Annotated in this window: 11 protein-coding genes; 9 read left to right on the top strand and 2 right to left on the bottom strand. The window is 66.0% G+C overall.

Annotated elements, in window-relative coordinates:
- Window positions 1-24: 24 nt before the first annotated feature.
- A complete protein-coding gene (locus ACQR1X_RS12005) occupies window positions 25-1380 on the bottom strand; it encodes an ActS/PrrB/RegB family redox-sensitive histidine kinase (protein ID WP_316215308.1) in 1356 nt (451 codons plus the stop codon).
- Window positions 1381-1477: 97 nt separating this feature from the next.
- On the opposite strand from ACQR1X_RS12005, the gene ACQR1X_RS12000 reads away from it, so the two are divergent.
- The 5 genes from ACQR1X_RS12000 to ACQR1X_RS11980 all read left to right on the top strand — a co-directional run bounded on the left by ACQR1X_RS12000 (window position 1478) and on the right by ACQR1X_RS11980 (window position 8560).
- The gene (locus ACQR1X_RS12000; RefSeq protein ID WP_434898904.1) at window positions 1478-2269 is read left to right on the top strand and encodes an ABC transporter ATP-binding protein; all 792 of its coding nucleotides are present in this window, start codon (window positions 1478-1480) and stop codon (window positions 2267-2269) included.
- Entirely contained in the window at window positions 2266-3078 is an 813-nt protein-coding gene (locus tag ACQR1X_RS11995) for an ABC transporter permease (RefSeq protein WP_315803831.1), read from the top strand. The genes ACQR1X_RS12000 and ACQR1X_RS11995 overlap by 4 nt, the downstream gene beginning before the upstream one ends.
- Window positions 3079-3202: 124 nt before the next feature.
- Window positions 3203-4531, top strand: a complete 1329-nt coding sequence (locus tag ACQR1X_RS11990) for a polyhydroxyalkanoate depolymerase (RefSeq protein WP_315803830.1) — start codon at window positions 3203-3205, stop codon at window positions 4529-4531.
- 208 nt (window positions 4532-4739) lie between these two features.
- Window positions 4740-5579 (top strand): M48 family metallopeptidase, encoded by an 840-nt coding sequence (locus ACQR1X_RS11985; RefSeq protein WP_315803829.1) that lies wholly within the window; start codon window positions 4740-4742, stop codon window positions 5577-5579.
- A gap of 317 nt (window positions 5580-5896) precedes the next feature.
- On the top strand, window positions 5897-8560 hold the full coding sequence (locus ACQR1X_RS11980; protein WP_434898903.1) for an EAL domain-containing protein: 2664 nt from the start codon (window positions 5897-5899) through the stop codon (window positions 8558-8560).
- A 208-nt stretch (window positions 8561-8768) separates the two neighbouring features.
- Here ACQR1X_RS11980 and ACQR1X_RS11975 read toward each other — a convergent pair whose 3' ends face one another.
- On the bottom strand, window positions 8769-10973 hold the full coding sequence (locus ACQR1X_RS11975; protein WP_434898902.1) for a transglycosylase domain-containing protein: 2205 nt from the start codon (window positions 10971-10973) through the stop codon (window positions 8769-8771).
- 154 nt (window positions 10974-11127) lie between these two features.
- Between ACQR1X_RS11975 and ACQR1X_RS11970 the strand changes: the two genes are divergently transcribed.
- From ACQR1X_RS11970 to ACQR1X_RS11955, 4 genes are all read left to right on the top strand, one after another.
- Window positions 11128-11553: a DUF1330 domain-containing protein gene (locus tag ACQR1X_RS11970; protein ID WP_434898901.1), complete on the top strand. Its 426-nt coding sequence runs from the start codon at window positions 11128-11130 to the stop codon at window positions 11551-11553.
- Between the two features lie 280 nt (window positions 11554-11833).
- Window positions 11834-12148 (top strand): ArsR/SmtB family transcription factor, encoded by a 315-nt coding sequence (locus ACQR1X_RS11965; protein ID WP_315803827.1) that lies wholly within the window; start codon window positions 11834-11836, stop codon window positions 12146-12148.
- Complete coding sequence (locus ACQR1X_RS11960) at window positions 12145-12504, top strand: SRPBCC family protein (protein WP_434898900.1); 360 nt, start codon at window positions 12145-12147, stop codon at window positions 12502-12504. Before ACQR1X_RS11965 ends, ACQR1X_RS11960 begins: the two co-directional genes overlap by 4 nt.
- Window positions 12505-12545: 41 nt before the next feature.
- Entirely contained in the window at window positions 12546-13151 is a 606-nt protein-coding gene (locus ACQR1X_RS11955) for an ATP-dependent Clp protease proteolytic subunit (protein ID WP_434898899.1), read from the top strand.
- Window positions 13152-13219 lie beyond the last annotated feature (68 nt).

Below are 13219 nucleotides of genomic sequence, written 5' to 3'. Positions count from 1 at the left end.
CCAGCGGCGGCTGCCCCGCAGGTTTCATTCCGGCTCCGCCTCGCCATCGTCATCCTCGCTGGCCTCGAAGCGCCGCCGCGGCCAGACGATCTGGACCACGGCGCCATGGTCGGGGAAGGTGCGATTGCTGAACGAGACCTTGGCCCCGGTCCGCTCCAGCAGGGTGCGGGCGATGAACACGCCGAGCCCGAGTCCGCCGCCCTGGTTACCTCCCGGGCCGTCCTCGGCGCTGGGCCGTCGCGACAGATAGGGCTCGCCGATCCGCTTCAGGATATCAGGCGCGAAGCCGGGGCCGTCGTCGGACACCACGATCTCGACCGTCTCGTTGTTCCACCAGGCGTTCACCTCGACGGCGTTGCGCGCGAAATCGACGGCATTCTCCAGGATGTTGCCGACGCCATAGAGGATCGCAGGATTCCGTGAGCCGACCGGTTCCTTGGCTGCGGCCACCGCGACGCGCACCTTGATGTCGACGCCGAAGTCGCGATGCGGTGCGACCGTCTCCTCGATCAAGGTCGACAGTTTCATCCGGTCGTACATCGACCCGATCGAGGACAGCTGGGTGATCTTGCCGAGAATGTCGCGGCAGCGCTGCGCCTGCTCGCGCAGGGTCTTGATGTCGGACGTGACCTGGCTGTTGTCCTGCAGGGCGCGCTCCAACTCGCGCGAGATCAGCACGATGGTCGCGAGCGGGGTGCCGAGCTCGTGCGCGGCGGCCGCCGCGAGACCGTCGAGCTGGGTGAGGTGCTGCTCGCGCGCCAGCACCAGCTCGGTGGCCGCCAGCGCGTCCGACAGCTTCCGCGCCTCCTCGGTCACCTGGAACGCATAGAGGCTGGTGACGCCGATCGCGAGCGCGATCGAGAGCCAGACGCCGAACAGGTAGATCGGCGGGAAGATCAGCGGCTCCTCGCCTTCCCACGGCAGCGGCAGGTGCATGAAGAACAAGGCGGTGGCGCAGGCGACGGCGAGCAGGCCGAGCATGATCGTCAGGCGGACCGGCAGCGCGGTCGCCGAGATCAGCACCGGCGCGAGGAACATGTAGGAAAACGGATTCTCCAGCCCTCCCGTGAGATAGAGCAGCACCGTCAGCTCGATGATGTTGAGCGCGAGCAGGCCACCGGCGTGGGCCGGCTCCAGCAACTGCATCGGGTTGAAGGCGATCTGCAGGCCGAGATTGAGCAGCGCCGAGATGCTGATCACCGCCAGACAGGGCACCACCGGCAGGTCGAACTCCAGCCCCTGCACCACGATGAAGATCGCGCTCAACTGACCGAGCGCCGCCAGCCAGCGCAGTCGCAGGATGGTGTCGAGCCGGACGCGCTGGCGCGGATGGCGATAGTCGGTGTCGGGCGTGTCGATGATCAGGGCGTCGTCGGTCATGACGGGAACCTAATGCCGCGCAGGCGCGGCGACAAATCTGGGCGGCCGTTGGTGGCCTGTTGCGGTTTGCGGCACAATGCCTCAATGAACCCCTCCCATGACGCAAGATGACGCAGTGCCGACCCTCTCATCCGATTCCGGCTCGGTTTCGCCCGCGATTGCCGTGTCGCGGCTGACCAAGGTCTACAAGACGACGACGGCCGTCGACGGCATCTCCTTTGCGATCCGCCGGGGCAGCATCACCGGGCTGCTCGGCGGCAACGGCGCCGGCAAGACCACGACGATCGCGATGATCATGGGGCTGGTGCAGCCGACCTCGGGCGAGGTCGCCGTGCTCGGCCACAGCATGCCGGACGAGGCTGCGGCCGTGCTGGGGCGGATGAACTTCGAGAGCCCCTATGTCGACATGCCGATGCGTCTCACGGTGCGGCAGAACCTCACCATCTTCGGCCGGCTTTATGCGGTGGACCACCTCAAGGAGCGGATCGCCGAACTCGCCGCGCAGCTCGATTTGACCGACTTCATCGATCGCGCCAATGGCAAGCTCTCGGCCGGGCAGAAGACGCGCGTCGCGCTGGCGAAGGCGCTGATCAACGATCCCGAGCTGCTGCTGCTGGACGAGCCCACCGCCTCGCTCGATCCCGACACGGCCGACTGGGTGCGCGGCCACCTCGACCGCTATCGCAAGCGCCGCGGGGCCACGATCCTGCTCGCGTCGCACAACATGCTGGAAGTGGAGCGCCTGTGCGACCGCGTCATCATCATGAAGCGCGGGCGGATCGAGGACGATGACAGCCCCGCCCAGATCATGGCGCGCTACAACCGCACCACGCTCGAGGACGTCTTTCTCGACGTCGCCCGCGGCCGCGACCGGGAGGCCGCACAATGAACGATCTCTCCTTGACGATCGCCCCGCACCGCATCGGCGCGATGGTCCTGCGCTACTGGTATCTCCTGCTGTCGTCCTGGCCTCGGCTCCTGGAGCTGATGTATTGGCCGACCCTGCAGATCATCACCTGGGGCTTCCTGCAGACCTACATCGCTTCGAATGCCGGGTTCTTCGCCCGTGCCGGCGGCACGCTGATCGGCGCGGTCATCCTGTGGGACATCCTGTTCCGCGGGCAGCTCGGCTTCTCGATCTCCTTCCTGGAGGAGATGTGGGCGCGCAACATCGGCAACCTGATGATGAGCCCGCTGACGCCGATCGAATTCCTGCTGGCGCTGATGACGATGAGCCTGGTCCGGCTGGCCATCGGCATCATCCCGATGACCCTGATCGCGGTCTGGTTCTTCGACTTCAACTTCTACAGCCTCGGGCTGCCGCTGATCGCGTTCTTCTGCAACCTGATCTTCACCTCCTGGGCGGTCGGAATCTTCGTGTCGGGTCTGGTGCTGCGCAACGGGCTCGGCGCCGAGAGCATCGTCTGGACGCTGATGTTCGCGCTGATGCCGCTGGCCTGCGTGTACTATCCCGTCCAGGTGCTGCCGCATTGGCTGCAGCTCGTCGCCTGGTCGCTGCCGCCGACCTACGTGTTCGAAGGCATGCGCGCGCTGCTGGCCGATCACGTCTTCCGGTCCGACCTGATGCTGACCGCGCTCGGGCTCAATGCCGCCCTGCTGCTGGCGTCGTTTGCGGCATTCATTGCTCTTTTGCGCAGCGCGCGCCGCGCCGGCTCGCTGCTGGCGGCAGGGGAATAATTGCGCTTTTCCCGTGGATTTCCGGGCTCATTTCGTCGCTTTGCGGCGTTGACACGTACAACACCGCATTGACGCTTAATTACGCATTCGGCAGTATGCTGCGTTGCAGAGAGGTTGAACGAGAATGCCGATAGGTGAGTTTGGCGGTGCACCGCCCCTGGCGTCGGAAGGCAGTCCGGTCCTGACGACGCCGATGTACTGGATGTACGAAATGGCGCATGCCTCGCTCAATCCGGCGCGCGCTGTCACCGATGCCACCAAGATCCTGTTTCAGAACCCGCTTAATCCCTGGGCGCATACCGAGATGGGCAAGTCGGTCGCAGCGGCCTGCGAGCTGTTCGAGCGCACCACGCGCCGCTACGGCAAGCCCGAATGGGGTCTCGACGAGACCGAGGTCAACGGCATCCGGACCCCGGTCGAGGTCCGTGCGATCTGGGAAAAGCCGTTCTGCCGGCTGCTCTATTTCGACCGCAAGCTCACCCGCCCTCTGCGCGCGCCCCAGCCCCGGCTCTTGATCGTGGCGCCGATGTCCGGCCATTACGCGACGCTGTTGCGCGGTACCGTCGAGGCGTTCCTGCCGACCCACGAGGTCTACATCACCGACTGGTCCGACGCGCGGATGGTTCCGCTGGCCGAGGGCCGTTTCGACCTCGACGACTACATCGACTACGTCATCGAGATGCTGCGCTTCCTCGGCACCAACATGCACGTCATGGCGGTGTGCCAGCCGGCGGTGCCGGTGCTGGCCGCGGTGTCGGTCATGGAGGCCGAGCGCGATCCGTTCGCACCGATCTCGATGACCCTGATGGGCGGTCCGATCGACACCAGGCGCAATCCGACCGGCGTGAACAATCTCGCCCAGGAGCGCGGCATCGACTGGTTCCGCAACCACGTCATCACCAAGGTGCCGTTCCCGCATCCCGGCGTGATGCGCGACGTCTATCCGGGCTTCCTGCAGCTGAACGGCTTCATCAGCATGAACCTCGACCGCCATGTCGACGCCCACAAGGCGCTGTTCGCCAACCTCGTGAAGGGTGACGGCGACCAGGTCGACAAGCACCGCGACTTCTACGACGAGTATCTCGCCGTCATGGACCTGGCTGCGGAATATTATTTGCAGACGGTTGAGACGGTGTTCATCCGACACGCGCTGCCGAAGGGCGAGATGACCCACCGCGGCACGCTGGTCGACCCGTCGAAGGTCACGCGTGTGGCGTTGATGACCGTCGAAGGCGAGAAGGACGACATCTCCGGTCTCGGTCAGACCGAAGCGACGCATGGACTCTGCTCGTCGATCCCGGATCATCGCCGGGTTCACTACGTGCAACCAGGTGTCGGTCATTACGGCGTGTTCAACGGCTCGCGATTCAAGTCGGAGATCGTGCCGCGCATCAACGATTTCATGTTGTCGGCGGCCGATCCCAAGTCGCTGCTCGCCATTGCGGCTGAATGAGCGACAATCACATTCACCGCGCATCCGAATCCGGCTGCGCGGTAACTCTTTGAAGGGACGGTAGAAACCGGAATTCAGGAGTGACTCAAGCAGTGAATGTGGCGTCGCTCCTTGAGCGATGCTTTTGAATCTGAATTCATATCTTCGGGAGCCTGAGAGGCCCAACTGCTGGGGTGCGGAACCTTCGGAACCCCTGTATGTTGGGCAAATGATTTGTTTTTGCGCCGAGCGCTTTCCCTGGCGGTGGATATGGCAAAATCCGGGCGAGTTCTTACCCCCCGGACTGACAGAAATGGCCACTCGCGCGCTACTTTATCGGCGGCCCGCCGAACCCTCGCGTCTTCTCGTCAAGCACGGCTCGCAAATCTACTCGATTAGATTGCGGCGTCACCGTCGTGCGCGACGTTATACCCTGAGAATTCATCCGTCGGATCGCGAAGCGATCCTGACGATGCCTCCGCGCGGCACCATCATCGAAGCGAAAGACTTCGCGCAGCGTCACGGCGCGTGGATCGCGGCGCGTCTCGGCCGGCTGCCGAAGGCGGCGCCATTCCTGCCGGGCACGTTGGTGCCGCTGCGCGGCGTGCCGCACAAGATCGTGCATCGCGCCGGCGAGCGCGGCACGGTGTGGACCGAGACGCGCGACAGCGGCGAGAAGATCCTGTGCGTGGCCGGCGGGATCGAGCACACCGAACGCCGCGTGCTCGACTTCCTCAAGCGCGAGGCGCGCCGTGACCTGCAGAAGGCCGCCGACGGCTATGCCGAGCAGCTCGGCGTCAAGGTCAAGCGGCTGTCGATCCGCGACCAGTCGAGCCGCTGGGGCTCGTGCACCTCGGCCGGCTCGCTGTCGTTCTCGTGGCGTCTCATCCTGGCGCCGCCCTTCGTGCTCGACTATCTCGCCGCGCACGAGGTCGCGCATCTGATCGAGATGAACCACTCGCCGCGGTTCTGGAAGGTGTGCGGCAGAATCTGCGCCTCGGTCGAGCGCGCCAAGAAGTGGCTCGACACCTGCGGCAACGATCTGCATCGCTATGGCATCGACGACTGAGGTCTCGACGACAGACCTCTCGACGATGTGAGTCCCAATGGCCCGGCCTTCTGGTCCGGGGCCATTTCTTCGTCGGGTTCCAATCTGCATCGATGAACTCAGAACCCGCCTGCGGACTATCGAATTCTTAAGCCTTCTCGCCTGCAGTCGCAGGATATTGCCCAAATCGGCGGCGCCTTAACGTGGCTGTAACGCTGCGCTCGCCAGATTTACCGCAATCAACCCAAGGTGACGTCCCAGCGAGCTGCCGGGCCGTTCGCTGCAACCAAAGCGCCGATCGTTTCTCTCGAAACGTGCAGCGCGCCTCGAATCGAACGATGTTTGCAAGCGAGTTTCAACCGGCCGCATCCACACAATTGCTCTCTGCCGCGCTCGACGGTGCCTCCGAGGCGATTCTCTTTCTCGACGCGCAGGGCCACGTCCAGCACGCCAATCAGGCGGCGTCGGTGCTGCTGCGGCGTGAGCCGGCCGCTCTGGTCGGCGCCGACCTCGAAAGCCTGGGTCTCCCCGCGGATCTGATCGCGGCGACCCCGTGCGCCGAGGCGACCGACGCGCAGCAGGAGCCGGATCAGTCCGACGCCCGCGAAATGACGATGCGTCATGCCGACGGCGGGCGGACCCGCCTCCGCCTGTCGTTGTGCGCGCTCCCGCCGGGCCGGGAGGATGAGCCGGTCCGTTCGTTGCTGTTCATTCGTGACGTGACCACCGAAGTCGACATGCGCGAGCGCAATGCGCTGCTGACATCGGTCGCCGATCGGACCAACCGGGCCGTCATCGTCACCGATCGCCATCTCAACGTCCTGTACACCAACGCCGCCTTTGCCAGCCTGTTCGGCTACACGCCTGAACAGGCGATCGGGCGCCGCGCCGAGGAACTGCTGACCGGCCCCTGCACCGATCCCGCCATCGTCAACCGGCTGAGGCAATGCCTCGAGGACGACCGCGGCATCGAGGAGGACGTGCTGGTCTACGACAAGGACGGCCACGAGATCTGGACGACCGCCTATGTCAAGGCGCACCGGACCAGGCGGGGCAAGGTCAGATATCTGTTCGGGCTGCTCACGGACATCCGGGAGACCAAGCAGCTGCGCTCGCTGCAGCAGCTGATCATGGCGTCGCTGGCGTCCGACGTTTCGATCACGACCATCGCCGATCAACTGTGCCGCCGGGTCGAAGAGCTCGCCCCTGACGTCGTCTGCTCGATCCTGCACGTCGATTCCGATGGGCACGTGCATCCGCTCGGCGGCCCGAGCCTGCCGGCCGATTTTTCCGCCAGCCTCGACGGGATCCCGATCGGGCCGGACGTCGGCTCCTGCGGCACCGCCGCCTATCTCTGCGAGCCGGTGCTGTCGCGCGACATCGACAATGATCCGCGCTGGCAGCCCTACAAGGCCGGCCCGCTCGCCGCCGGCCTGCGCGCCTGCTGGTCGTCGCCCATCAAGGGCAAGGACGGCCGCGTCATCGGCACCTTTGCCTTCTACTTCCGTGAATGCCGCGGCCCCAGCCCCTGGCACGAGCAGATCGTCGCCGCCTGCGTCCAGCTCGGTGCGCTCGCCATCGAGCGCCAGGAGGTCCGCTCGACGATCTCGCAGGTCGCCTATCACGACATGCTGACGGGCCTGCCCAACCGTGCCCGCATCCCGTCGCTGATCGCCGAAGCCATCAAGGCCTGTCCGGAAGGCGGACACGTCGCCGTCGCCTTCCTCGACGCCGACAATTTCAAGGACGTCAACGACACGCTGGGCCATGCCGCCGGCGACGAGTTCCTGGTCGGCTTCGCCAACCGCCTGCGGGCGCAGATTCGCGCCGGCGACATGCTGGGCCGGCTCGGCGGCGACGAGTTCGTGATCGTGCTGCAGAACCGCGATCCGCTCGAGGCCTCGCTGGCGGCGGCGCGGATCACCGCGGCGCTCGCCATGCCGCTGACGATCGGCAAGCGGCAGGTGCCGATGTCGGCGAGCATGGGGCTCAGCCTCTATCCCGATAATGCCAAGGACATCGAGACCCTGATCAAGCAGGCCGATGCGGCGATGTACAAGGCCAAGCGCGGGGGGCGGGCGACCTACCGCTTCTTCAGCGCCGACATCGACAAGCTCGCCGAAGAGCGGCTGATGCATTCGACCGCGCTGCGCGAGGCGATCGCCAGCGAGGCCCTGACCCTGCACTATCAGCCGCAGATCCGCACCCGCGACGGCGCGATCCACGGCGTCGAAGCGCTGGCGCGCTGGCACGATCCGGTGCTCGGCGAGGTCTCGCCCGCCAAGTTCATTCCGCTTGCCGAGGAATGTGGTCTGATCGAGCAGATCGGTGTGTGGTCGATCAAGCTGGCCTGTCAGCAGATGGCGTCGTGGCGGCGTGCCGGTCTCGATATCCCCTGCATCTCGGTGAACCTGTCGCCGATCAACTTCCAGAACGTCAACCTGGCGGCGATGGTGGCGCAGATCCTGGCCGCCAACGACCTGCCGGCGAAGATGCTGATGCTGGAGATCACCGAAGGGGTGATCCTCAACGAGCGCGCCACCGTGATCGCGACCATGAACGAGCTGCGCAACATGGGCGTCGGCCTGTCGCTGGACGATTTCGGCACCGGCTATTCCAGCCTGAGCCGGCTGGCCCAGCTGCCGATCGACGAGCTGAAGATCGATCGCAGCTTCATGCGCGATTTCGAGAACGACAGCGGCACGCGGGCGATCGTGACCGCGGTCGTGCGCGTCGGCCAGAGCCTCGACGTGGCCGTGGTCGCCGAAGGGGTCGAGACCGAGCCGCAGCGCAAGCTGCTGGCCGAGCTCGGCTGCGATGCGATGCAGGGCTTCCTGTTCGCGCGGCCGATGGCCGCCAGTGCCTTCAGCCGCTGGCTGCTGGACTACAGCGCCCACCGCGCGAGCCTGATGCTGCGGCAGATCGGACGCGTTTTGGCGCAGACGGCTGGTTCTGGGGCGGTTGACCCGGCTCCGCTTCCGATCGCCAAGGCGGCCGGCTGAGCCAGCCGGGCTCCATCCATCCTCAGCCGAGCCATCGTCATTCCGGGGCAATCGTGAACGCGCGCATGCGCGTTGACGATTGAACCCGGAAGCCGAGCTTGTTGAACGAACGCCAGCCAAGCCACATCGAGATTCCGCGTTCAAGGCCTGCGGCCTTGCCCCGGAATGACGGTGGGCGTGGCGCAAGTCGTCACGCGATGAGCTCAGCTCAGCGCCGACCACCGAACAGCCGGTCGACCAGCCAGCCATCGAGGCCGGCGGCGGGCTCCGGCCGCACATTGTTGCGGCTTGGCGGCGGCGCCGAGCGCGCGGAGTAGGCGGCATTGGGGGCAGGGGCCGTCGGCGCCGTGATCTGTGAGGCGATCTGCGCCAGTGTCGGGACCACGCCGGGGCTCTGTGCATTCGGCAGCGCCGCCACCGGCACGCCCTGATGCGCTGATCGCATGAAGCGCGTCCAGACCTCGACCGGCAGGCCGCCGCCGGTCGCCTTCTTGGTCGGCGAGTTGTCGTCATTGCCGAGCCAGACGCCGGTGACGAGATGCGCGGTGTAGCCGATGAACCAGGCGTCGCGGAAATCCTGGCTGGTGCCGGTCTTGCCGGCAGCGGTCCAGCCCGGGATCTCGGCCTTCTTCGCGGTGCCGGAGATCAGCGTCTCCTGCATCATCTGATTCATCATCGCCGCGTTGCGCGGCTCGATCACCTGCACCGGCTGCTCGGTCTGGCGCATGTAGAGCAGCTTGCCGTCGAGCGTCCTGATCCGCGTCACCACATGCGGCGAGACGGCGAGGCCGCCATTCGAGAACGGCGCATAGGCGCCGACCAGCTCGATCATCGACACCTCGGAGGTGCCGAGCGCGATCGACGGGTTGGGATCGAGCCTGGAGGCGATGCCGAGCCGGTGCGCGGTCCGCACCACGTTCTTCGGCCCGACCTCGAGGCCGACGCGCACCGCGACCGTGTTGAGCGACATCGCCAGCGCCTGGGTCAAGGTCACCGGGCCGAAATATTCGCGGGTGTAGTTCTCCGGCTTCCAGCCCTTCAGATCGAGCGGCGCGTCCTGCCGGACCGTGTCCGGCGTCAGGCCCTGCTCGATTGCGGTGAGATAGACGAACGGCTTGAACGCCGAGCCGGGCTGGCGCTTGGCGGTGACGGCGCGGTTGAACTGGCTGTCGGAATAGTTGCGGCCGCCGACCATGGCGCGCACGGCGCCGTCCGGCGTCATCGCCACCAGCGCGCCCTGGCTGACGTTGAACCTGACGCTCTTCGCCGCGAGCTCGTCGATGATGGCCGCCTCGGCGACGCTCTGCAGCTTCGGATCGATCGTGGTCTCCACCACGATCGATTCCTCGACCTGGCCGACGAGATCGTCGAGCACCTCGCCGATCCAGTCGGCGACGTAGTTGATGGTGCCGGCGCCGGCCGGCTTCACCGCGACGGAAGGGTGCGCGATCTGGGCCTGCGCCTGGGCGTCGGTGATGAACTTGGCGTCGGCCATCGCCGCGAGCACGGTCTGCGCGCGCTTGGCGGCGCCCTCCGGGTTGCGGTTCGGCGCCAGCCGCGACGGAGACTTGACGAGACCTGCGAGCATCGCGGCCTCGCCGATCGTCACCTGCCGCGCCGACTTGCCGAAATAGCGCTGCGCCGCCGCCTCGACGCCATAGGCGCCGGAGCCGAAATAGACCCGGTTGAGATACAGCTCCAGGATCTCGCGCTTGGAATATTTGCGCTCCAGCCACAGCGCCAGCTCGGCCTCCTGCAGCTTGCGCGCCAGCGTACGCTCCTGGGTCAGGAACAGGTTCTTGGCGAGCTGCTGCGTCAGGGTCGAGCCGCCCTGCGACACGCCGCGATGCAGGACGTTGGCGACCACGGCGCGGGCGATGCCGATCGGATCGATGCCGAAATGCTGATAGAAGCGGCGGTCCTCGATGGCGATGAAGGCCTTCGGCAGATAGGGCGGCAGATCCTTCAGCGCGACATTGGCGCCCGCCATCTCGCCGCGCTGCGCCAGCATGCTGCCGTCATAGCCCACGATCTCGATCGTCGGCGGCCGCTTCGGGATCTCCAGCGACTGGATCGGCGGCAGATGCGCGCCGGCCCAAATCACGACGCCGACCAGCGCGATCACGCCCCACAGGCCGCAGACCAGTGCCCAGTAGAACATGCGGCCGACCGACATCCCCCAGCGTGACTTGGCTCGGGCAGGCTTCGGTTTCGGTGGGGTGGCTTTCGGCGCGCGCGCCGGCACATCGTCCTCGTCGTCCGGCTCGACCGGCTTTTTCTTTGCAGCGGACTTCTTGGGCGCGTTGTCGGAGGGAATGCGATCCTTGGGGTCGAGGCGCAGATCGGCCATCGCGGCCGCAAGACCGAATCGCGGCTCCTTGCGTCCGCCGCCCTGTTTCCGTCCCCGCGCCATACGCAACCCGAGCCCGCGATCCCGCCGTCCGACCACGGTAATGTCCGGAGTTTAAGGGGCAGTTAGGAAGAGCTTAACGCGCGATTAGGAGTTTCGCGCTCGTAACGCCGCGTTATGGTTAAGCCAAGGTCAACAACAACAGACGAGGGAGTTCATGGGCCATATCGATCCCACCAAGGAGGTGTTCGCGCAGTTCCGGGAGAACGACCGCCCGGGTCCGATCCACATGCTGAACCTGGTGCGACTGCGCAAGGAGGCGGCTTATCCGGACGGTCGCAAGGCGAGCGGCGCGGAGGCCTATGCCGCCTATGGCCGCGAGAGCGGACCGGTGTTCGAGCGCCTCGGCGGCCGCATCGTCTGGCAGGGCCGCTTCGAGCTGATGCTGATCGGCCCGCAGGAGGAGCGCTGGGATCACTGCTTCATCGCGGAATATCCGTCCGTGCAGGCGTTCGTCGAGATGATCCGGGATCCCGTCTACCGCGAAGCGGTGAAGCACAGGCAGGCGGCGGTGGAAGACTCGCGGCTCATCCGGCATGCGGTACTGCCGGTGGGGAAGAACTTTGGCGAGGTGCCGGCGTAGTTTTTTCTCAGCAGTGTTGGTCGAAGTCGACGCCCCATCGGCGGTAGGTTCCCTCCCCCCTTGTGGGGGAGGGTTAGGGAGGGGGGAGCTACGAGGACGGTCGCCCGGAGGCCCCCCTCCCCAACCCTCCCCCACGAGGGGGGAGGGAGCGCAGCGGGGGACTTTGCGAGAGTGTTTTCTACAGTGGAATGCAGTCCGCGAGCGTGGGATCGCTCGATAGGCTCGCCAATGCTTGGGCTGCGGGCTTGCACAACGCATAAGTTTATGCTTATGTGTCGTCATGATCGAGAGTGACATCTTCAAGGCGCTGGCCGATCCGACGCGCTACGCGATCTTCGAGAAGCTCGCGGCCGGCGGCATGAATGCCAGCGCCCTTCGCGAAGGTTTGACGATCAGCCAGCCGGCGATGTCGCAGCATCTCGCGGTGCTGCGGAACGCGGGGCTGGTGCGGGAAGAGCGGCAGGGCCGCTTCGTCAACTACGAGGTCGATCCGAATGGCCTGGCGCACATCGCGCGCTGGCTGGCGAAGTACCGCGCCTACTGGCCGTCACGGGTCGATGCATTGAAAACCCTGCTGAAGGACATGGACCAATGATCGATCTCGAGGCTGACGCGCAGGGCGATGAACTGGTGCTCGACTACGAGCTCGATGCGCCGCCGGAGAAAGTCTGGCGGGCCATCAGCAGTCCGGCGCTGCGCGACACCTGGCTGCCGCCCGGCGACCTCGCCGATGCCGCGCCGATCTCGTCGACGCCAGGCGAGGAAGTGCGCTACCGCATGCGCGACGACGAGCCGCCCTACCTCGAAAGCATCGTGACGTTCCAGGTCATGCCCAACGCCGATGGCGGCACGCGGCTCAGGATCATCCACGGGCTGGCCGCGGCGACGCTGATGCGGCGAACGCCGCCGGCGGCGAACGGCAACACGCGCAGTTTGATGCGCGCGGCCTGACGCTTCAACTCATCAGCAACTCACTGAACGGGAGCTCGCGCATGCGCGACACGATGCAACTCGTCCCCATGGTCATCGAGCAGTCGAGCCGGGGAGAGCGATCCTTCGACATCTATTCGCGGCTGCTGCGCGAGCGGATCGTCTTCCTCAACGGCGAGGTCAACGACACCGTCTCCGCCCTGGTCTGCGCGCAACTGCTGTTTCTCGAGGCGGAGAACCCGAAGCGGCCGATCCACCTCTACATCAATTCGCCCGGCGGCGTGATCACCAGCGGGCTCGCGATGTACGACACGATGCAATTCGTCAAGGCGCCGGTGCATACGCTGTGCATGGGAACGGCGCGCTCGATGGGGTCGTTCCTGCTGATGGCGGGGGAGCCTGGCGAGCGGACGGCGCTGCCCAATGCGAGCCTTCACGTCCATCAGCCGCTCGGCGGCTATCAGGGCCAGGCCTCCGATATCCTGATCCACGCCCGGGAGATGGAGCAGACCAAGCGCCGCGTGATCAGGCTCTATGCCGAGCATTGCGGGCGCAGCTATGAGGACGTCGAGCGTACGCTCGATCGCGATCATTTCATGACCGCGGATGAGGCGCAGCAATGGGGCTTGATCGACCGGGTCGCGAAGCAGAGGGCGATGGGCGAGTAGCGTGGACGGCACGTTCGACCGAGAGTGCACGACGTGCCGGATGCCCCGCCGGCGCGGGGCATGACAGT

Source organism: Bradyrhizobium sp. HKCCYLRH3073, from assembly GCF_051167995.1.
Taxonomy (GTDB): Bacteria; Pseudomonadota; Alphaproteobacteria; order Rhizobiales; family Xanthobacteraceae; genus Bradyrhizobium.
This window is presented reverse-complemented; position numbering and strand designations above follow the sequence as displayed.

What these genes read in the sequence shown, in the direction of transcription:
- ACQR1X_RS12005 (WP_316215308.1), bottom strand. Translation starts at nt 1,380, where the DNA reads ATGACCGACGACGCCCTGATCATCGACACGCCCGACACCGACTATCGC.
- ACQR1X_RS12000 (WP_434898904.1), top strand. Translation starts at nt 1,478, where the DNA reads ATGACGCAAGATGACGCAGTGCCGACCCTCTCATCCGATTCCGGCTCG.
- ACQR1X_RS11995 (WP_315803831.1), top strand. Translation starts at nt 2,266, where the DNA reads ATGAACGATCTCTCCTTGACGATCGCCCCGCACCGCATCGGCGCGATG.
- ACQR1X_RS11990 (WP_315803830.1), top strand. Translation starts at nt 3,203, where the DNA reads ATGCCGATAGGTGAGTTTGGCGGTGCACCGCCCCTGGCGTCGGAAGGC.
- ACQR1X_RS11985 (WP_315803829.1), top strand. Translation starts at nt 4,740, where the DNA reads ATGATTTGTTTTTGCGCCGAGCGCTTTCCCTGGCGGTGGATATGGCAA.
- ACQR1X_RS11980 (WP_434898903.1), top strand. Translation starts at nt 5,897, where the DNA reads ATGTTTGCAAGCGAGTTTCAACCGGCCGCATCCACACAATTGCTCTCT.
- ACQR1X_RS11975 (WP_434898902.1), bottom strand. Translation starts at nt 10,973, where the DNA reads ATGGCGCGGGGACGGAAACAGGGCGGCGGACGCAAGGAGCCGCGATTC.
- ACQR1X_RS11970 (WP_434898901.1), top strand. Translation starts at nt 11,128, where the DNA reads ATGGGCCATATCGATCCCACCAAGGAGGTGTTCGCGCAGTTCCGGGAG.
- ACQR1X_RS11965 (WP_315803827.1), top strand. Translation starts at nt 11,834, where the DNA reads ATGATCGAGAGTGACATCTTCAAGGCGCTGGCCGATCCGACGCGCTAC.
- ACQR1X_RS11960 (WP_434898900.1), top strand. Translation starts at nt 12,145, where the DNA reads ATGATCGATCTCGAGGCTGACGCGCAGGGCGATGAACTGGTGCTCGAC.
- ACQR1X_RS11955 (WP_434898899.1), top strand. Translation starts at nt 12,546, where the DNA reads ATGCGCGACACGATGCAACTCGTCCCCATGGTCATCGAGCAGTCGAGC.